Annotated in this window: 7 protein-coding genes; 6 read left to right on the forward strand and 1 reads right to left on the reverse strand. The window is 72.5% G+C overall.

Features of this window, described 5'->3' with window-relative positions:
• Nucleotides 1-10: 10 nt before the first annotated feature.
• The gene (locus O9Y01_RS03790; protein WP_269630148.1) at nucleotides 11-280 is read right to left on the reverse strand and encodes an acyl carrier protein; all 270 of its coding nucleotides are present in this window, start codon (nucleotides 278-280) and stop codon (nucleotides 11-13) included.
• A gap of 220 nt (nucleotides 281-500) precedes the next feature.
• Here O9Y01_RS03790 and O9Y01_RS03795 point away from each other — a divergent pair, with 220 nt between their 5' ends.
• The 6 genes from O9Y01_RS03795 (at nucleotide 501) to O9Y01_RS03820 (ending at nucleotide 19,613) form a co-directional block, all read left to right on the forward strand.
• On the forward strand, nucleotides 501-1,259 hold the full coding sequence (locus O9Y01_RS03795) for a TenA family transcriptional regulator (protein ID WP_269630149.1): 759 nt from the start codon (nucleotides 501-503) through the stop codon (nucleotides 1,257-1,259).
• Between the two features lie 10 nt (nucleotides 1,260-1,269).
• A complete protein-coding gene (locus tag O9Y01_RS03800) occupies nucleotides 1,270-2,775 on the forward strand; it encodes an AMP-binding protein (RefSeq protein WP_269630150.1) in 1,506 nt (501 codons plus the stop codon).
• 106 nt (nucleotides 2,776-2,881) lie between these two features.
• Nucleotides 2,882-5,125, forward strand: coding sequence for an AMP-binding protein (locus tag O9Y01_RS03805; RefSeq protein ID WP_269630151.1), 2,244 nt, complete (start codon nucleotides 2,882-2,884; stop codon nucleotides 5,123-5,125).
• Nucleotides 5,126-5,138: 13 nt separating this feature from the next.
• Nucleotides 5,139-10,700 (forward strand): type I polyketide synthase, encoded by a 5,562-nt coding sequence (locus O9Y01_RS03810; protein ID WP_269630152.1) that lies wholly within the window; start codon nucleotides 5,139-5,141, stop codon nucleotides 10,698-10,700.
• Nucleotides 10,697-15,277, forward strand: coding sequence for a condensation domain-containing protein (locus O9Y01_RS03815; RefSeq protein ID WP_269630153.1), 4,581 nt, complete (start codon nucleotides 10,697-10,699; stop codon nucleotides 15,275-15,277). Before O9Y01_RS03810 ends, O9Y01_RS03815 begins: the two co-directional genes overlap by 4 nt.
• 25 nt (nucleotides 15,278-15,302) lie before the next feature.
• Nucleotides 15,303-19,613 (forward strand): thioester reductase domain-containing protein, encoded by a 4,311-nt coding sequence (locus O9Y01_RS03820; RefSeq protein ID WP_269630154.1) that lies wholly within the window; start codon nucleotides 15,303-15,305, stop codon nucleotides 19,611-19,613.
• Nucleotides 19,614-19,860 lie beyond the last annotated feature (247 nt).

Genomic DNA, 19,860 nt, shown 5'->3' on the forward strand with positions numbered 1-19,860 from the left:
CATGCTCACCTCAGACTTTCGCGGCCTGCAGGGACTCGATGAGATCCAGCGCATCACCGACCGTGGCGAGCTTGGCGATGGACTCGGTGTGCTCGGCGAAGCTGATGCCGAAGTGCTCTTCGGTCAGGGCCATCAGCGAGATCAGCGAGATGGAGTCCAGCATCAGGTCGCTGGCCAGGTTGGAGTCGCGCGAAACCGTGTCCGCAGCCAGCTCGACCGGGGTGATCTGCGCGATGAGGTTCAGGAAGGCATCGAAATGTGCCGCGGAGGGTGCATGCATGGAAGGCTCCGGTGGGAAGTGGACGCGCCGTCCTGCAGGTAGCGCAGACAGGGTCCGACGGGCAGGCCGTTTTATACCGAGGCCCTGACCCCTTGCCTACCTGACCTGAAGTACGGGTGGGAGTCCTTGCCCCAATGGACAGGTTCGGGCCGGCGCGCCGCTACGTACAGTGATCGAGCACTTCTTCACGATCGAACAACCCATACCGCCGGAGCCCACCATGACTGTTTCCACCCCCGCCGTGGCGCTGGACAAGGACGCCTTCGCGATCCAGCTGCGCGCCACCCTGGATGCCCACCTGACGCTGAACCACCCCATCTTCAAGGAGCTGTTCACGCCCGAGCGGAACTGGCACCTGCTGAAGATCATCTCGCTGGAGGGCTACCAGATCACCAAGTACTTCCTCGAGTACATCGAGAACCTGTACTTCCGCTGCCCCCTGCCCATCCACAAGCGCCGCCTGCTGTTCAACCTGTTCGAGGAAGAGACCGGCCGTTTCTCCAAGACCAAGAACCATGTGGAGCTGATGGAGGACTTCATCCGCGCCCAGGGCATCAGCGACGAGGAGCGTGACGCCTGGACGCCCTCGGAAGCCACCAAGGAGCTGATCACCTACCGCCTGGACAACTGCAAGGGTGAGCACACCTACCACATTGGCGCTGCGGCCGTGATGATCGCCAGCGAGGGCCAGAGCCTGGAGACCCGCGCCGGCGAGGCCCGCCACGCCATCCTGGGCAAGATCTACGGCCTCAGCGAGGAAAGCACGCGCTTCTTCTCGGTCCACCAGAAGGAAGACGTGGCTCACGTGGCCGAGGGCATCCAGCTGGTCTCCGAGCTCTGCACCACCCCGCAGATGCAGGCCGAGGCCCTGTTCGCCATCGACCACACCTGCAAGCTCTTCTGGAACATGTACGAGAGCGCGGCCCAGAAGTACTACGCCGAGCGTCCCAACGCCGCCCTGGAAGCCCAACCCGCCTGAGGCCAAGGACATGCGCATCGCCGACATCCTCGCCCGCCTGCAGGGCCGCTCCACCGCCCTGGTCCTGGTCGACGACAAGGGCCAGGAGACCCACAAGACCTTCGACGATCTGCACCGCGACACCCTGCACGTGGTCGAGCGCCTGAGGGCGCTGGGCCTGGGCCCGGGCTGCCGCGTGGGCATCGCCGCGCCCAGCAACTACGGCTGGATGGCCTGGGACCTGGCCTGCGTGGAGCTGGGCTGCGTCTCGGTGGCCCTGCCCAACGAGCGGCCGAGCCGCCCCTGGGCGGAGCTGATCGAGGCCTACCAGCTCAGCGTGATGGCCGTGGACCCGGCCTGGCTGGACGGCGATGCAAGGCATGAACGGCTGCAGAGCATGGCGCTGGACGCGCCCATGCCCCAGAAGACCGCGGAGCCGCGCCCGCTGCCACACCAACCGGGCACGCACTCCCTGGTCTTCAGCTCGGGCACCACGGGCAAGACCAAGGGCCTGATCATCAGCGCCGCCGGCACCGAGCGCCTGCTGCAGCTCTACCACGATGCCTTTGGCGTGGAATCGCAGGACCGGTTCATGACCTTCCTGCCCTTCGCCAACTACCAGCAGCGCATGATCTATTACTTCTGCCTCTACCACGGGGTGGAATTCGTCTCGGTGCCCTTCCCCCTGCTCTTTGCGGGGCTCAAGAAGTACCAGCCGACCTTCGTCATTGCGCCGCCCATCCTCTACGAGACCCTGCAGGCGCTCACCCGCGCCAGCGCCGGCGCGGCGGCGGCACAGGACCCCGAGCTGCTCACCCGCAAGCTGGCCGAGCTGACCGGCGGCCGCATGCGCTACATGATCACCGGCATGGCGCCCATCAAGCGCGCCGCACTGGACTTCTTCTGGCAGCACGGCATCTCGCTGTACGAGGCCTTCGGCATCACCGAGGCCGGCATGGTGGCCTGGAACAAGCCCGGCCAGGTGCGGGTGGGCAGCGTGGGCAAGCCGGCTGAGGCCGGCAGCGTGAGCCTCTCGGACGAGGGCGAGGTCATCGTGCGTCGTGACGCCCTGCTCTCCCTGGGCTACTTCGAATCCTCGGAGGAAGACGCGCGCAGCACCTTCATCGAGCCCGGCGCCGTGGCCACCGGCGACATCGCCGAGTTCGATGCCGACGGCTTCCTGCACATCGTCGGCCGCAAGAAGGACGCCATCATCACCAGCAACGGCGAGAAGTTCCACCCGGAACCCATCGAGTCGATGCTGCATGCCGATCCCCGCATCGGCGTGGCCGTGGTGCTGGCCGGCGCACGCCAGGGTCTGGCCGCCGTGATCTCCACCAAGCTGCATGAGGACGAGGCCGCAGTGCAGGCCCTGCGCGCCCATGTGCACCAGGTCAACCAGCAACTGCCGGCCCAGCAGCAGATCAAGCAGGTGATCTTCACCGGGCGGGACTTCAGCATCGAGAACGGCCTGCGCACCAAGAACATGAAGCTGGCGCGCAAGGCCATCGCGGCCGCCTTCCTCGACTCTGCCTGATGGCACCCGGGCCGGCCGCGCTCCGGCCCGATCCCGGCCCAGACCTGCGCTCCTCGGGGCCTCCGCCGTGATGGCCCCGGCCCGTCACCTCACCCAGACACGCCCCATGGACCGCTCACTCTTTCCCCTGCCGCAGCTGCCGGCCTCCATCATCGAGACCCTGCAGGCCTGGCGCGACCAGACCCCCGACCGCGTGGCGCTCACCGTGCTGCGCGAAGGCGAGGAGGTCGAGCGCCAGGCCAGCTATGGCGAGCTGTTCGACGAAGTCGGCCGCGTAGCCGCCGCCCTGCACGGGCAGCTGCCCGCGGGCGCGCGCGTGCTGCTGCTCCTGCCCACCGGCCTGGAGTTCGTCAGCGCCTTCTATGCCTGCCTGATGGCCGGGCTGGTGGCCATCCCGGCCCACCATCCGCAGCAGGCCCGCAAGCTGGCGCAGTGGCAGAAGCTGCAGGCCATCGTGGACAGCAGCGGCGCGAGCTTCGTGATCGCGCCGGACAAGTCCCTGCCCCTGCTGCAGCAGATGCAGGCCGAGCAGGGCCTCTTCACCGGCTGCCGCCTCAGCGACTACGCCACGCTGCTCGACGCCGGCGCAAGACCTGACCCCGCCTTGCCGCTGCCCCGGGCCGAGGACCTGGCCTTCCTGCAGTACACCTCGGGCTCCACCGGCACGCCCAAGGGCGTGATGATCACGCACGGCAACATCATCAACAACCAGCAGGTGATCGCCCAGCTGATGGGCCACCACCGCGACACCCGCGTGGTGTCCTGGCTGCCGCTGTACCACGACATGGGCCTCTCGGCCGTGCTGCAGATGGGTTCGGTGGGCTCCAGCCTCGTGCTGATGTCCCCGGTGGCCTTCGTGCAGAAGCCGCTGCGCTGGCTGCAGGCCATCTCGCAGCACCGCGCCACCACCTCGGGCGGCCCCAACTTCGCCTACCAGCTCGCGGCCCAGGCCCTGCAGTCCGAAGAGGCGCAAGGCCTGGACCTGAGCCGCTGGGACCTGGCCTTCTGCGGCGCCGAGCCCATCCAGCGCGCCACCGTCGAGGACTTCCTCGCCGCCGCCGCACCGCATGGCTTTGCGCCCGGCGCCTTCTTCCCCTGCTACGGCATGGCCGAGGCCACGGTGCAGGTCACCGGCGTCAGCAAGGGCGGGGGCATCCAGTACCTGGACGTCAGCAATGCCGCCCTCGCACGCGGCCGCATCGAGGCCTGCGCGCCCGGTGCGCCGGAGTCGGACCGCAAGAGCCTGGTCTCCTGCGGCGGCACGCGCCTGGGCCATGAACTGCTGGTGGTCGACGAGCACGGCCGGCCCGTGGCCGACGAGCACCAGGTGGGCGAGGTCTGGGTGCGCGGCGGCAGCGTGGGCGCCGGCTACTTCGGCCTGCCCGATCTCAGCGAGCAAACCTTTGGCGCCCGGCCCGCCGCGGCCTCGCCGGCCGAAGGCGGCTGGCTGCGCACCGGGGACCTGGGCGCCGTGGTGCAGGGCCAGCTCTACATCACCGGCCGGGTCAAGGACCTGCTGATCATCCGCGGCCGCAACATCTACCCGCAGGACGTCGAGGACTGCGTGCAGGACGCCGTGCCCGAGCTCAAGCGCGGCGCCGGCGCCGCGGTCTCGGTGCTGATCGACAAGGAAGAGAAGCTGGTCGTGGTGCAGGAGATCGGCCGCAGCCAGCGCCGCAGCCTGCAGCTCGACGAGACCCTGCGCACCATGGTGCAGGCCATCGGCGAGGACTTCGGCCTGACCCCGCACCAGGTGGTGCTGGTGGAGCCCGCCACCATCGAGAAGACCTCCAGCGGCAAGATCGCCCGCGCGCTGTGCCGCAAGGCCTGGCTGCAGGGGCAGCTGCGCATCGTCGCCAGCTGGACCGAGGGCCTGGGCGAGGCGTCTGGCCAGGCCGCTGGCGAAGCGGCGGCCGCGCCCGCGGCCGAGGTGGCCAGCACCGCGCTGAGCCTGCCGCGCCAGGTCGAGCAGATCATCGCCGGCGTGGTCGCCGAGCTGCTCAAGACCCCGCCCGGCCGTGTGCCCCTGGACCGCGCCTGGGTGGAGATGGGCTTCGACTCCGTCAACGCCCTGCAGCTGGCCCTCAAGGTGGGCCAGGCCACCGGCATCGAGTTCGAGGCCACGGTGCTGTGGGACTGCGCCAACATCGCCGAGCTGGCCCAGCACCTGGCCGGCATGAAGGGCGCCGCCGAGGCCCTGGCCTCGCGCAGCGGCGCCGCGCAGCCGGGTCCGGCCCCCGCCGCTGCGCCCTCCACCCCCGCCGCCGCGCCCGAGGCGCTGGCGAACTCCCTCCACTCCCTGTCCGATGCCGAGGCCGAGGCCTTGCTGCTGAAGGAACTGGAACGCTAGTCCCCTGCCCATCATGAGCGAGTCGACCCCCGATCTCTCCCCCATCAAGAAGGCCCTGCTGAAGATCGAGTCGCTGCGACGCGAGCTCGACGAGGCGCGGCAAGGCCGGGAGGAGCCCATCGCCATCGTCGGCATGGGCTGCCGCCTGCCTGGCGGGGCCGACTCGCCCGACCAGCTCTGGACCCTGCTGGCCGAGGGCCGCGATGCCATCGTGGAAGTGCCGCCGGACCGCTGGACGGACGATCTCTACGACCCCCAGCCCGGCCGCCCCGACACCAGCTACAGCCGCCACGGCGGCTTCATCGAGGACGTGGACCGCTTCGACGCGGCCTTCTTCGGCCTCTCCGGCCGCGAGGCCCGGCGCCTGGACCCGCAGCAACGCCTGCTGCTGGAATGCAGCTGGCGCGCGCTGGAGGACGCGGGCTTCTGCCGCGACAGCCTCAAGTCCCAGCTGACCGGCGTCTTCGTGGGCCTCTCGCTGGACGACTACGCACGTCTCAGCGACCAGGTCCCGCCCGCCGAGCAGAGCTTCGCCCAGACCTCGCTGGGCACGGCGCGGCCCTTCTCGGCCGGCCGCATCGCCTACCTCTTCGGCTTCCACGGCCCTACGCTGCAGCTGGACACGGCCTGCTCCTCCTCGCTCGTCACCGCCCACCTGGCCTGCCAGGCCCTGCGCAACCGCGAGTGCGACCTGGCGCTGAGCGGCGGCGCCAACCTGATGCTCTCGCCCGAGATGAGCATCGCGCTGAGCGAGCTGCAGGCCCTGTCGCCCGACGGCCGCTGCAAGACCTTCGACGCCGCCGCCAACGGCTATGTGCGCGGTGAAGGCGCGGGCATGGTCGCGCTGATGCGGCTCTCCGACGCGCAGGCCCAGGGCCGGCCCATCCGCGCGCTGATCCTGGGCTCGGCCATCAACCACGACGGCCGCAGCAACGGCATGACCGCGCCCAACGGCCGCGCCCAGCGCGACGTGATCCGCGCGGCCCTGCAGCGTGCCGGCCTGCGGCCCGAGCAGGTGGACTATGTCGAGGCGCATGGGACCGGCACGCAGCTGGGCGACCCCATCGAGCTGCGCGCGCTGGAGGAGGTCTACTGCCGCGACGTCGCCCGCCGCCAGCCCCTGCACGTGGGCAGCATCAAGACCAATATCGGCCATCTGGAGGGCGCCGCCTCGGTGGCCGCGCTGATCAAGGTGGCCTGCTCGCTGGAGCAGGGCCAGCTGCCCCGCCACTTGCACTTCCAGAACCCCAGCACCCATGTGGACTGGGCCCGCAACGGCATCCGCGTGGCCGACCGCCACATGCCCTGGCCGGCGCAGGACCCGCAGCGCCGCATCGCCGCCATCAGCGCCTTTGGCATGAGCGGCACCAATGCCCACCTGATCATCGAGGCCGCACCCGCTGCCGAGCCGCCAGCCTCCGCGCTGCAGGACGAGCGCCCGCAGCTGCTGGCCTTCTCCGCCCACAGCCCCGAGCTGCTGGCCCGCAGCCTGCAGGACACCGCCGCCCTGCTGCGCCGGCCTGAGGCGCCCGCCGTGCCCGACCTGGCCTGGAGCCTGCGCCATCGCCGGGACCGCCACGCCTGGCGCGCCTGCGTCGTGGGCCAGGACCGCGAGGCCCTTGCCGCCGCCCTCGACGCCGAGGCCCGGCGTTGGGCGTCCTCGCCGCCGGCCGCGGCCACGGGCCGTTCGCGCCTGGCCCTGCTCTTCACCGGCCAGGGCGCCCAGACGCCCGGCATGGCCCGCGCGCTGTACCAGAACTTCGCCCTCTTCCGCCAGACCGTCGATGCCTGCGACGAGCGTTTCGAGGGCCGCGCCGAGCACGGCCTGCTCGACGTGCTTTGGGGCGATCAGCCCGCTCTCATCCACGAGACCCGCTACACCCAGCCCGCCCTCTTCGCCCTCGAGCTGGGCCTGGCCCGGCTGTGGATGAGCTGGGGCGTCGAGCCCGAATTCCTGATGGGCCACAGCGTGGGCGAGTACGCCGCGGCCTGCGTGGCCGGCGTCTTCACGCTGGAGGAGGGCATGGACCTCATCAGCGCCCGAGGCGCCCTGATGCAGGACCTGTGCCCGCCCGGCCGCATGTGTGCCGTGCTGGCCTCGGCGCAAGACCTGACCCCCTTCCTCGCCCCCTGGCAGGGCCGTGTCGAGCTGGCCGGTGACAACGGCCCGGGCAGCGTGGTCGTGGCCGGGGACGGCGAGGCCCTCGACGCCCTCCAGGCCCAGCTCCAGGAGGCCGGCCTGCAGTGCCGCCCCCTGCAGGTCAGCCGCGCCTTCCACTCCCCGCTGATGGAGCCCATGCTGGCGGCCTTTGCGCAGGAGGCCCGCAAGATCAGCTTCCAGCCGCCGCGCATCCCGCTGGTGTCCAACGTCACCGGGCGCCTGGAGCAGACCGCCTTCTGCGACCCGGACTACTGGGTCCGGCATGTGCGCCAGGCCGTGCTCTTCCGGCCCGGCATGCAGGCCCTGCTGGAGGCCGGCGCCACCGACTTCCTGGAGATCGGCCCCGGTCAGACCCTCAGCAAGCTGGCGCGCGCCTGCGCCGCGCCCCAGCTCACGTCCAAGGCGGTGCGCCTGCACCACAGCCTGGACGGGCAGTCCGACCTGGCCTCGCTGTGGACCGCACTGGGCGCCGTCTTCGCCGCCGGCCAGGAGCCGCAGTGGAACGCCGTCGACCGCTCGCTGGACCAGCACGGCGCGCCCCGCGCCGTGCCCCTGCCGCCCTATCCGCTGGCGGACACCCGCTACTGGCTGGGCGAGCGCAAGCCCGCGCGCGCCGGCCTGCTGCAGGGTTCGGCCTTCCAGGGCAGAGCCCGCGATGCGAGCCTGCTGGGCCCCGCCCTGCACCTGCCGGGCAGCGGCCGCGAGCGGCGGCATGAGCAGCGCCTGTCTCTGGCCAGCCATGCCTTCCTGGCCGGACATGCCGTCCATGGCCAGCCCCTGTTCCCGGCCGCGGGCTATCTGGCCCTGATGCTGGATGCCCTGCGTCCCGACGGGAGCGAGGCGCCTCTGCAGCTGCGCGACATCGCCTTCGAGCAGGCCCTGCCCCTGTCCGCCGAGCAGGCCCTGCGCCTGGTCACGGTCGTCGATGGCGGCGAGCGCATCGAGATCCACACCGCGCCGGACACCGGCCCGCAGCCGCCCACCTGGACCCTGCATGCCAGCGGCCAGGCCGTGACGAGCCCTGCTGACGCGCCCTCCGGCGTGCTCCAGGCCTGGCGCGAGCGCTGCACCGAAGCCCTGCCCCCCGAGCAGCTCTACGCAGCGCTGGACGAGGTCGGCCTGCAGTACAGCGGCGCCTTCCGCGCCCTCACCGGCCTGTGGTGCGCGCCCGGCGGCGAGGCCAGGGAAGCGCTGGGCCGGGTCGAGCGCGTGGGCGCCGCGAACGGCGCCAGCCGCTTCGCCGATCCAGCCCTGCTGGACGCCTGCCTGCAGGTCGTCGCCGCGGCTTGCCTGAAGCAGGACATGGAGGGTCAGGTCTTGCTGCCCGTGGGCCTCGAGGCCCTGGACTGCCATGTCCAGAGCGGCCGCGCCCAGCGCCTGTGGTGCGCCGCGCGCGTGCAGGCCACGGGACAGCAGCGCCGGGCGGATCTCTGGATCCATGACGAGGACGGCCGCTGCCTGCTGGCCCTGCGCGGCCTGCAGCTGCATGCCGTGGCCGCCTCGCAGCTGCGCCCGGCCGGCGCGGCACCGGTCCAGGCCCACACCGTGCAATGGCAGGCCCTGACACCGGCTCCGCGCCGAGGCGCCGCGCCGCGGGTCGCCCTGCTGGCATCGCCCGCCGGGTCCTCCATGGCCGAGGACCTGCGCAGCCTGTGGCGCGACCACCAGCTCTCGCTGGACCTGCTGCCCGCCGCACCGCCCGCGGGTGAGGATCACGCGCCCTGGCAGCAGGCCCTGCGCGACTGGGCCGCCCAGGCCGCGCCCGGCCAGCCCCTGGTCCTGCTGCAGGACTGGCAGACGAAGGGTGCCGAGGACGCCGGCGGCCCGCAGCGCCAGCAGGCCGTCAGCGAGGCCTACGCCGCGCTGGCCGGCCTCTGGCAGGCCCTGCAAGGCCTGGACCTGGGCGAGCACCCGCTGAGCCTGGCGCTGCTGACCCATGGCGCGCAGGCCGATGACGGCGGCCCCGTGCAGCCCGAGCAGACCGCCGCCTGGGGCCTGGGCCGCAGCCTCATGCATGAGGCCGCCGAGCTGCCGGTGCTGCTGCTGGACCTGCCGGTCCGGCCCACGCCGCAGGCCCTGCAGCGGCTGCATGCCCTGCTGTGCGACAGCGACCCCGGCGAGGAGCGCCAGTTCCTGCTGCGCGAGGAAGGCCTGCGGGTGCCTCGCCTGCAGCCAGCTGCCCTGCCCGCCCCGCAAGCCCTGGCCCTGGAGCCGGGCTCCTACCTGCTGACCGGCGCCCGCGGCGCCCTGGGCCTGCAGCTGCTCGAGCGCCTGCTGCAGGGCCCGGGCCGGCGCGTGGTCGCCCTGGGCCGCCAGCTGCCCGAGCCGGCCGTGAGGGAACACTGGCAGCAGCAGGCCCGCGCGGCCGGCAGCGAGCTGCGCTGGCAGGCCCTGGACGTGGCGGACGGCCCGGCCGTGCAGGCTCTGGTCGACGGCCTGGTCGGTGACGGCGGGCCGGCGCTCAAGGGCGTCTTCCACTGCGCCGGCGTGCTGCAGGACGGGCTGCTGGCCGCGCAGGACCAGGCCGCCGTGCGGCAGGTTCTGGCCCCCAAGCTGGCCGGCGCCTTCCACCTGCACCAGGCCACGCAAGACCTGACCCTCCAGCACTTCGTGCTCTTCTCCTCGGTGGTGTCCTGCATCGGCTCGCCCGGGCAGTGCGCCTACGCCACCGCCAACGCCTGGCTGGACGGCCTGGCCCAGCTGCGCCGCAGCCAGGGCCTGGCCGCCTTGAGCCTCAACTGGGGCCTGTGGGGCGGCGAGGGCATGGCCGGGCAGCTGGACGAGGCCCAGAAGCAGCGCGCCGCAGCCTTCGGCCTGCTGGAGATGCCGCCCGCGGCCGCCCTGCAGGCGCTGGACGCCGTGCTGGCAGACACCGCGACCGGGCCCGGCGCGCACCAGCGCCTGCTGTGGTCCGTGGACCCGGCCCTGCTGGCCCAGCGCACCCGCGCCCCGGGCCTCAGGCGCCTGCTGGCCGATGTCGCAGGCGGCAGCGCCGCGGCGGCACCGGGCCTGCCCGCCGGCCAGCTGAAGGCCGCGCTGCAAGGCCTGAGCGGCGAGGCCCTGCAGCAGGCCCTCACCCAGGCCCTGGTCGACGCGCTGGCCGCCACTCTGCAGTCGGACGCCCGCCAGCTGAGCCCCCAGCGCCCGCTGATCGAGATGGGCATGGACTCGCTGATGGCCGCCGAGTTCCGCAGCGGCATCCGCCGCGAGCTGGGCGTGGACATCCCCTTCGGCCGCCTGCTGGAAGGCGCCAGCCTGCAGGACGTGGTGGAGACCATCGCCCGCAAGCTCGAGCAGGCCGCCAGCCTCCCGACGACACCGTCTGACGCGCCCGCCACCCCGGCCGCGCAGACCCTGGACCAGGTCTCCACCGAGGCCTTCTTCGACATGGAAATGGAAAGCGGTCAGCTATGAGCTCGCTCGACTACATCAATGCCCTGGCCGCACGCGGCGTGCAGCTCTGGACCCAGGACGGCAAGCTGCAATACAAGGCGCCCAAGGAGCTGATCACGCCCCAGCTGCTGGCGGAGCTCAAGGCCCACAAGGAGGGCCTGATCGCACTGCTGGAGCAGTTCGGCACGAGCGCGGGCAGCTATGCGCTGTCCTACTCGCAGAAGTCCCTGTGGTCCCTGCACCAGCTGCAGCCATCCAGCCCGGCCTACAACGTCACCTATGCCTGCCGGCTGCTCGACGATCTGGACCTCCCCCTGCTGGCGCGCTGCGTGGACTACCTCATCGCCCGCCATCCCATCCTGCGCACCCGCTATGAAATCGCCGAGGGCCAGCCCCGCCAGCAGGTGAGCCTGGACGCCGCGGCGCGCCTGGACATCAGCCGCGTGCAGGGCCACACACTGGCGCAGGTGCTGCACTGGGTGGACGACGAGGCCAACAAGCCCTTCGACCTGAAGGTCTCGCCCATCCGGCTGAAGCTGCTCGTCAACGAGTGCGCGCTGGCCGAAGAGGCGCCGCGCCACGCCCTGCTGCTCAATGTGCACCACGTGGCGGCGGACTTCTGGTCCCTGGAGATCATGGTGCGCGAGCTGTCCGCGCTCTACGCCCTGGGCAGTGCCGGGCAGCCCCTGCGCCTGCCGGCCCTGCAGCACCAGTACAAGGACTTCGTGCAGCACGAGGCCCAGCGCCTGGCCGGCCCCGAAGGCGCTGTGCTGGCCGCCTTCTGGGCGCAGGAGCTGCAGGGCGAGCTGCCGACGCTGGCCCTGGAAGGCGACCGCCCGCGCCCGCCCCTCAAGACCGAGGCCGGCCGCGTCCACAGCCGCACGCTGGACCCGGAGATCTCCGGCGCGCTGCGCCAGGCCGCCCGCGAACGGCGGGTGACGCCTTACATGTGGCTGCTGGCCGTCTACCAGCTGCTGCTGCACAAGCACACGGGCCAGGACGAGCTGATGATCGGCGCGCCGACCTCCGGCCGCAGCATGCCCGGCAGCGAGCAGGTGCTGGGCCATTTCGTCAACACCATCCCCCTGCGCTGCCGGCTGCAGGGCCTCGCGCGCTTCGACCAGCTGCTGGAACAGACGCGCCAGATGATGCTGCGCGTGCTGGACCACCAGGACTACCCCTTCCCGCTGCTGGTCGAGCGCCTGCGCCCCGCGCGCGACGCCAGCCGCTCGCCGGTGTTCCAGGTCATGTACAACTGGAACCAGCTGCGCAAGGGCACGGAGGCCGTCCAGGAGACGCTGTTCGGCCCCGTGCTCGCCGCCTCCAGCACCGGCACCCGCGGCGCCACGCATGACCTGACCCTCAACATCCAGGACGATGGCCAGGACTACGTGGCCGCCTGGACCTACAACTGCGACCTCTTCGATGAGGCCAGCATCGCCGGCTTCGGCGAGCAGTTCGAGCAGCTGCTCGCTCAGTCCCTGCGGCAGCCGGACGGGCAGCTGGACCAGGCCCGGCTGCCCGCCGCACCGGCCAGTGAGGGCCAGCCCCTGGCGCCCTCCGTGCTGGGCAAGACCTGGCACCAGGCCTTGCTGGACCGGGCCCAGGCCCAGCCTCAGCGGCCCGCCCTGCAGGAGGACGCGGCCGATTGCACGCTGGCCCGCCTGGCCCGTCAGGCCCGCGCCTGGCTGGCGACGCTGCAGGCCCAGGGCCTGCGCGAAGGCAGCCGCGTCGGCCTCGCGCTCAGCCATCCCGTGCAGGGCGCCCTGCTGTGGCCGGCCCTGCTGGCCGAGGGCGCGCAGGTCCGCTGGCTGGATGCGGGCGAGACCGCCCCGGGGCTGGACCTGGTGGTGCGCGTGCCGGCCGGGTCCTCCCAGCTGCTGGCGGACCTGGACTGCCAGCCTGGCGACGGCGCCACCGCGCGCACGCACGCCGAGGACCCGCTGCTGGGCCTGGCCGCCGGCGAAGCCCTGCAGCTGAGCGCCAATGACCGCCTGCTGCTGCCCTGGTCCCAGGCGCCGCGGCTGCTGGCCCTGGCCAGCGCGACCCTGGCCCTGGCCTGGTCGCGCGGCTGCAGCGTGCAGCTGGCGAAGCTGTCCGGCGACCAGACGGCGCAGGCCCTGGCGGACGAGCTGGCCGAACGCGTCGCCACCTTCGCGCCCACAGCCCTGCTGCTGCCGACCCTGCTGACGCCCGCGCTGGCCCAGGCCCTGCGCGCCCTGCCGGCTGACCATCCCCTGCCCCGCCTGCTGGCCTACGGCGAGCAGGCCGAGCCCGTGCGGCGCTGGCCGGGGGCCTCGCCCCGCTTCCTGCGCCTCGCGCCGGAGGCCGCCGCGTCTCGCCCCTGGGTCTTCGAGCCCGTGGCCCAGGGCTGGCGCTGGCTGCCCCTGGCGGGCTGCGGTGCGCCGCTGCTGCGCTCGGCCTCGGGCGAAGCGCCCGCCCAGCGCCAATGGGCCCTGGCCGATGCCGGCAGCGGCACGGCCCTGCGCCTGCGCGCCGTGGGCATGGACCTGCAGAGCCCGGACGCCAGCGGTCGCCTGCTGATGCGCGCGGGCCGCCCGCTGGCGGCCGGCCCCGTCGAGCGCTGCCTCATGGGCCAGGCCGGCGTGGCCCTGGCCCTGCTGGCCGAGGTCCCCACGGCCCAAGGCCCGGCGCTCACCGCCTATGTGCTGCGCCAGTCCGGCCCTGCGGTGCTGGACGACGCCACGCTGACCCAAACGCTGCAGGACCGCCTGCGCGCCGAGCTGCCCGAGCTGCAGTGGCCCCAGGCCCTGGTGCTGCTGGATCAGCTGCCCCTGGACGCCGCCCTGCGCCCCGACCTCACCCGCCTGCCCGCGCCCGATCTGCAGGCCGCCGGCCGCGCGGCCGAGGGCGCCGTCGAGGCCCAGCTGGCCGCGCTGTGGTGCGAGGTCCTGGGCCTGGAGAGCGTCACCGTGGACGACGACTTCTTCCAGCTGGGCGGCGACTCCATCCTGGCCGCCGTCATCGTCTCCAAGGCCGGCCAGCAGGGCCTCTATCTGCGTCCCAAGGACCTCTTCGAGCACCCCAGCATCGCCCGCCTGGCCCGCGTCGTGAGCAGCACGCCGGGCATCGAGGTGGAGCAGGGCCCGGTCAGCGGCGAGTTCCCCCTGGGCCCGGCCGCCCACTGGATGTTCGACAAGGTCGACCAGGACCTGGCCCACTTCAACCAGGCGCTGCTGCTGGAGCTGCACGAGGTGCCCGACCCCGCGCTCATGCAGCAGGCCCTGCAGCAGCTGGCCCGGCATCACGACGGCCTGCGCTCGCGCTTCGAGCGGCGCGAGGGCGGCTGGGTGCAGTGCATTGCCGCTGCGCCGGAGGACGCGCCGGACTTCGCGGTGGTGGACTGCCGCGCACCCAATGGCCAGACCTCGCTGCCGCTGTGGCGCGAGGCCATTGCCCAGGCCCAGGCCGGCCTGGACCTCGGCCAGGGCCCGCTGTGGCGCCTGCGCTGGCTGCAGGGCGGCAGCCTGCAGCAGAGCCGCCTGCTGGTGGTCATGCACCACCTGCTGGTCGACGGCGTCTCCTGGAACATCCTGCTGCAGGACCTGGGCCAGCTCTATGCCCAGCTCAAGTCCGGCAGCAGCACGCCGCTGCCGCTGAAGACCAGCTCAGTGCGCGACTGGGTGCAGGCCTGGCAGGGCCGGCTGGCCGCCACGCAGGACACGGCCCTGGCCGCCGAACGCGCGCACTGGCAGCAGTTCGCCACCCAGCTGCAGGCCCGCATGGCCGAGGGCCAGGAGCGGCCCGCGCTGATGCGTCACGCCCTCAAGCCCCGCGCCCCTCGCCATGCCGAGGAGGCCCACGGCTGCTGCCAGGTACGGCTCAGCGCCGCGCAGACCGCCGCCTTCCGCGGCCCGGCCCACCAGGCCTATGGCACCGATGCCAACGACCTCCTGGTGGCCGCCCTGCTGGCCGGCTTCCAGCACTGGGGCGGCTGCCAGTCTCTGCTGCTGGACCTCGAGGGCCACGGCCGCGAGGCCCTGGCCGAGCAGGTGGACCTCAGCCGCAGCGTGGGCTGGTTCACCTCCATCTACCCCGTGCTGGTGGAAGGGGCGGACATCAGCGACCCCGGCCGCCTGATCAAGACCGTCAAGCAGCGCCTGCGCGAGGTGCCCGCCAAGGGTGACGGCTTCGGCGCCCTGCGCTACCTCGCGCCCGCCGGCGACCCCCTGCGCCAGGCGCTGGAGACCATGCCGCCCTCGCCCGTGCTCTTCACCTACCTGGGCGTGGTGGAGCAGATGGTGGGCAGCAGCGCTCTCTTCACCGGCCGGGCCGAACCGGCCGCGGGCATCCGCAGCCCGCGCCAGGCGCGCACCCACCTGCTGGATGTCTGTGCCTACATCAGCCAGGGCCAGCTGGTGCTGGAGTGCGCCTTCACCGGCGCCAGCGCCGTCGAGGAGACCATGGGCTGCCTGATGACTGACATGGCACAGGCCCTGGGCACCCTGCTCGACCACTGCGGGAGTGCCGAGGCCGGCGGCCTCACGCCCTCCGACGTGCCCGCCATCGACATCAGCCAGGACGGGCTGGACGCGCTGCTCCAGGAACTGGACGGCCTGCTCTCCACGCCGGCCTGAGCCCTGGCACCGCAAGCACCGCATCATGAATCCCAACGTCGACACCATCCACTACCTCAGCCCCCTGCAGCACGGCATGCTGCACCACTCGCGGCTGGACCCGCGCTCGGGCGTCTACGTCGAGCAGTTCTCCTGCCTGCTGCGCGGCACGCTGGACTGGGACCGCTTCTGCCAGGCCTGGCAGGCGGTGGCCCAGCGCCACGATGTGCTGAAGACGCTGTTCATGCGCCTGCAGGAGGCCCAGCCGCTGCAGGTGGTGCTGAAGTCGGTGCAGCTGCCCATCACGCAGCTGGACTGGTCCGAGCTGGATCCGCTGCAGCAGCAGGTGCGCTTCGAGGACCTGCTGCACAGCGACCGCGTGCAGGGCTTCGACGCCGGCCGCCCGCCGCTGATGCGCCTGCACCTGGTGCGCCTGGGCGCGCAGCAGACCCGCTTCCTCTGGACCTACCACCACGCCATCCTGGACGGCTGGTCCATGCCCATCGTGCTCTCGGAAGTCTTCGAGCACTACGCCGGCCGGGCTGCCGCCCAGCCGCGCCCGGCCCGGGACTACCGCCACTACCTCGCCTGGCTGCGCCAGCAGGACGTGCCCGCCGCGATGGACTTCTGGAAGGCCCAGCTGGCGGGTTACCGCCAGGCGCTGCGCTGGGCGCCCTCGGTGCAGCCGGCCGATGCCGACGCGCAAGGCCCGCGCCGCCTGGGCCACTGGCAGGGCACGATGCCGGCCGCCTGGGTCCAAGAGGCCCAGCAGCTGTGCCGCGGCAGCCGCCTCACCCTCAACACCCTGTGCCAGGCCGCCTGGGCCCTGCTGCTGGCCCTGCACGGCGGGCAGGACGACCTCTGCTACGGCATGGTGGTGTCCGGCCGCAACCCGGCGCTGGCCGGTGTCGAGCGCATGGTGGGCCTCTTCATCAACACCCTGCCCATGCGGGTGCGGCTCGAGCCCCAGGCTGCCGTGCAGGACTGGCTGCAGGGCCTGCAGCAGCAGTCGCAGGAGGTGGAGGCGCGGGCCTACAGCGCGCTGTCCGACGTGCTGGCCTGCAGCGAGCTGCCGCGCCAGCAGGCCCTGTTCGACGCCATCTACGTCTTCGAGAACTACCCTGGCCAGGCCGCCTTCCGCGACATGGTGGCGGCCCAGGGCCTGGCGGTGGACGATGTGCGCGCCGTCGAGGAGACCAGCTACGGCCTGGCCCTGATCGTGCTGCCGGGCGAGTCCCTGCAGTTCACGCTCAGCCATGACCAGGCGCTCTTCAGCCGCGAGGCCGTCGCCAGCCTGGGGCAGCAGTTCCAGGGCCTGCTGGGCCGCCTGGTGGCCCAGCCGCAGGCCGCGCTGGGCAGCATCGGCCTGTTGCCGGCGCCCTCGCCCGCCGCTCCGCCCGCCGCCGTGCCGGACACGGCCACGCTGCTGGACCGGCTGGAGGCGCGCACCCGTCAACAGCCGCAAGACCTGGCCCTGCTGGCCCAGGGCCTGCGCTGCACCCATGGGCAACTGCTGGAGGCCTGCCATCAGGGCCTGGCCGCCTGGCAGGCCCAGGGCCTGCAGCCGGGCGACCGCGTCCTGCTGTGGCCCGACGAGCAGGCCCCCGTGCACAGCCTGGCCATGCTGCTGTCCGGCCTGGGCGCCGGCCTGGACTGCCTGTGGCCGGCCGATGAGACAGTGGCCTGGCCGCCCCAGCTGACGCAAGACCTGACCCCACGTCTGGCCGTCTGCGCGGGCGCGGCCCTGCCCGCCGCCGCGTGGGCCGCCTGCCCGCTGCGCCCCTGGACGGCCCTGCTGGCCGAGGGCCAGGCCCGTCCCGCTCCGGTGCCGCCGGCGGCCGCCGCAGCCGGCGCCTGCAGCCTGCTGGACGCGCCCGCCGGGCCCGCATCGCCGGACCTGCGCCTGCTCCGCTACAGCCAGGCACAGCTCGTCCAGGCCCTGGCTCCTGATGCCTCTGGCGCTCCGGCACTGGCCGCCACGCGCTGGCTCAGCGGGAGCGCCCTGTGGTCCGCCCTGCTCACCCTGCTGCAGGGCGGCACGCTGCACACGCTGGCCGCGTCCGAGCTTGACGCCCTCCTGCGGGGCCAGTCCACCGGGCCGCAGCCCTTCGACACCCTGCTGCTGAGCCCGCGCGAGGCCCGCCGGCTCGACCTGCTGCCCGAGCTGCCCGCCCTGCCGGCACCTCTGGCGCTCGCCCGCTGGACCGTAGACGCCGCCGCCCTCAGCCCGGTCGGCCAGCAACGCCTGCAGCGCCTCGCCCCCGGGGCACAGGTGCAGCGGCACTGGCATCTGCCCGCCCATTCCCTGCCCCATGCCCGCGCGCTGGGGGCCGCCCCCCACCTCGCCCTGGAGGCAGCGCCGGGCACCGTTCTGCAGCTACGGGACCTGCATCAGCAGGCGGCCGGGCCCTTCGCCCGGGGCCTGCTGCAGGTGGCCGGCACCAGCGTGCCCAGCCTGCTGCGCACGCAAGGCCAGAGCCCCGGCGCCATCGCCTGGCTGGCCGGTCAGCAGCCCCGGCTGCTGAGCGGCCTGCCCGCCTGGCTGGGTCCGCAAGGCCTGGCCCTGGAGACGCAGGCCCTGCTCGCCTCGCCCACGCGCGAGCCCCTGCCCGGCAGCGCGGCGCTCGAACAGGCCCTGGCAGGCACGGCGGGTGTCCGCGAGCTGGCCTTGCTCGAAGGCGTGGACGACGCCGGGCGCTGGGCCTGCTGGCTGTTCGTCGTGCCCGAAGAGGGCCTGGCGGTGCCGGAGGCTCCGCTGCTGGCGGCAGCGGCCGCCCTGGGGCTGGGCCAGCCCCTGCTGCGCCCGCTGCCGGCCCTGCCGCGGCGGGAGGGCGCGATCGATCGCGCCGCCCTGCTGCAGCTCACGCAGGCGCCCGCCGAGGCGCAGGACCACGTCGCCCCGCGGGACGCGCTGGAGCAGCAGCTGCATGATCTGTGGGCCGCCCTGCTCAAGAGGCCGCAGATCAGCGTGCATGCCAACTATTTCGACCTCGGCGGCCAGTCCCTGCTGGCCTCGGTCCTGCTGTTCCAGATCGAGGAAAAGCTGGGCGCACGCTTGGGGATGGAGCAGTTGATGGCGGGGCCCACCATCGCCGAGATGGCCGAGCGCCTGCGCAGCGGCGAGACGGCGCCCGAGCCGGCGCCCCTGGACCTGCCCGGCGAAGCCGTGCTGGAGGCCGCCATCCGCCCCGCCGCCCCCGCCCGCGACGGCGAGGCCCGCGAGATCCTGCTTACCGGTGCCACCGGCTTCCTGGGCGCCCACCTGCTGGCCGAGCTGCTGGCCAGCACCGAGGCGCGCGTGCACTGCCTGGTGCGAGCGCGAGACGCCCAGAGCGGCCACCAGCGGCTGGTCGAGGCCCTGCAGGCGCATGGCCTGTGGGACGAGCGCCACGCCGCGCGCATCGTGGCCCTGCCCGGCGACCTCGGCGCGCCGCAGCTGGGCCTGACGCCTGCGCTGCACGCGCAGATGGCCGAGCAGCTCGACGCCATCTATCACAACGGCGCGCTGGTGAATTTCGTCTACCCCTACGCCATGCTCAAGCCGGCCAATGTGGACGCCACGGCCGACATCCTGCGCCTGGCCTGCGAGCACCACGCGAAGCCCGTGCACTACATCTCCACGGTGGGCGTGCTCAACCGCCGGGCCGAGGTGATCGGCGAAGACCTGGACGTCCCCTTCCACGAGCTGCTGCAAGGCGGCTACGAGCAGAGCAAGTGGGTGGCCGAGCAGCTGGTGGCCGAGGCCGGGCGCCGCGGCCTGCCGGTGTGCATCTACCGGCCCTCACGCATCGTGGGGCATTCCGTCACCGGCCGCATGAACACGGATGACCTCTTCAGCCGCCTCATCAAGGGCATCGCCGTCTTCGGCAAGGCGCCGCAGGACGTGGGTTTCGACAACATCCTGCCCGTGGACCTGGCCGCGCGGCTGATCGTGGAGGCCTCCCGGCATCCCGCCGCACCGGGCCATGCCGTGCATGTGCTGAACCCGGACTGGAACTCGCTGGACGAGGTGGTGGACCTCATCGAGGCCCGCGGCTTTGCGCTGGAGCGCCTGCCTTACGAGGACTGGCTGGCCCGGCTCAGCGCGCATGTGCGCCAGGACAGCAGCCATCCCCTGGCCATGCTGATTCCCGTGCTGCACAAGCTCAATCCGGTGGCTGACCCGAGCGTGGGGGCCCGGCTGCCCATTGCCCTGGACCACCTGAAGGCCTGGGCGCCCCGGGCCCTCGCGCAAGGCCTGCGCCCGGCCGCCGAATGGCTGGACCGTTACTTCGAGCACTTCCAGCGCAGCGGCTTTCTTCCCTCCGCCGGCGGCGTGAAGCCGGCTATTCAATCGGTTACTCAACAAGGAGGGTGAAATTTACCCAAACTGCGGGGGAAATTAGCATTGAGGCCCGTTTACAAACAGTGTCAGTCCTTACAGGTCTGAGCGTGTGTTCATGGGATATTTTCTCGCCGGAACGTCGCTTATCCTGTTCAACACTGAGGCTGCCATTGTTGCCATCAATGGTCAGCACAATTCGAGGCGATGGGCGCAGGTTTCTATCGCCAAAGAGAGAACCGCATAGTTTTCTCTATATTTCGCCGAGACCCACTCCGCCATC

The sequence above is a fragment of the Pelomonas sp. BJYL3 genome, from assembly GCF_027257975.1.
GTDB classification, from domain to species: Bacteria; Pseudomonadota; Gammaproteobacteria; order Burkholderiales; family Burkholderiaceae_C; genus Roseateles_B; species Roseateles_B flavus.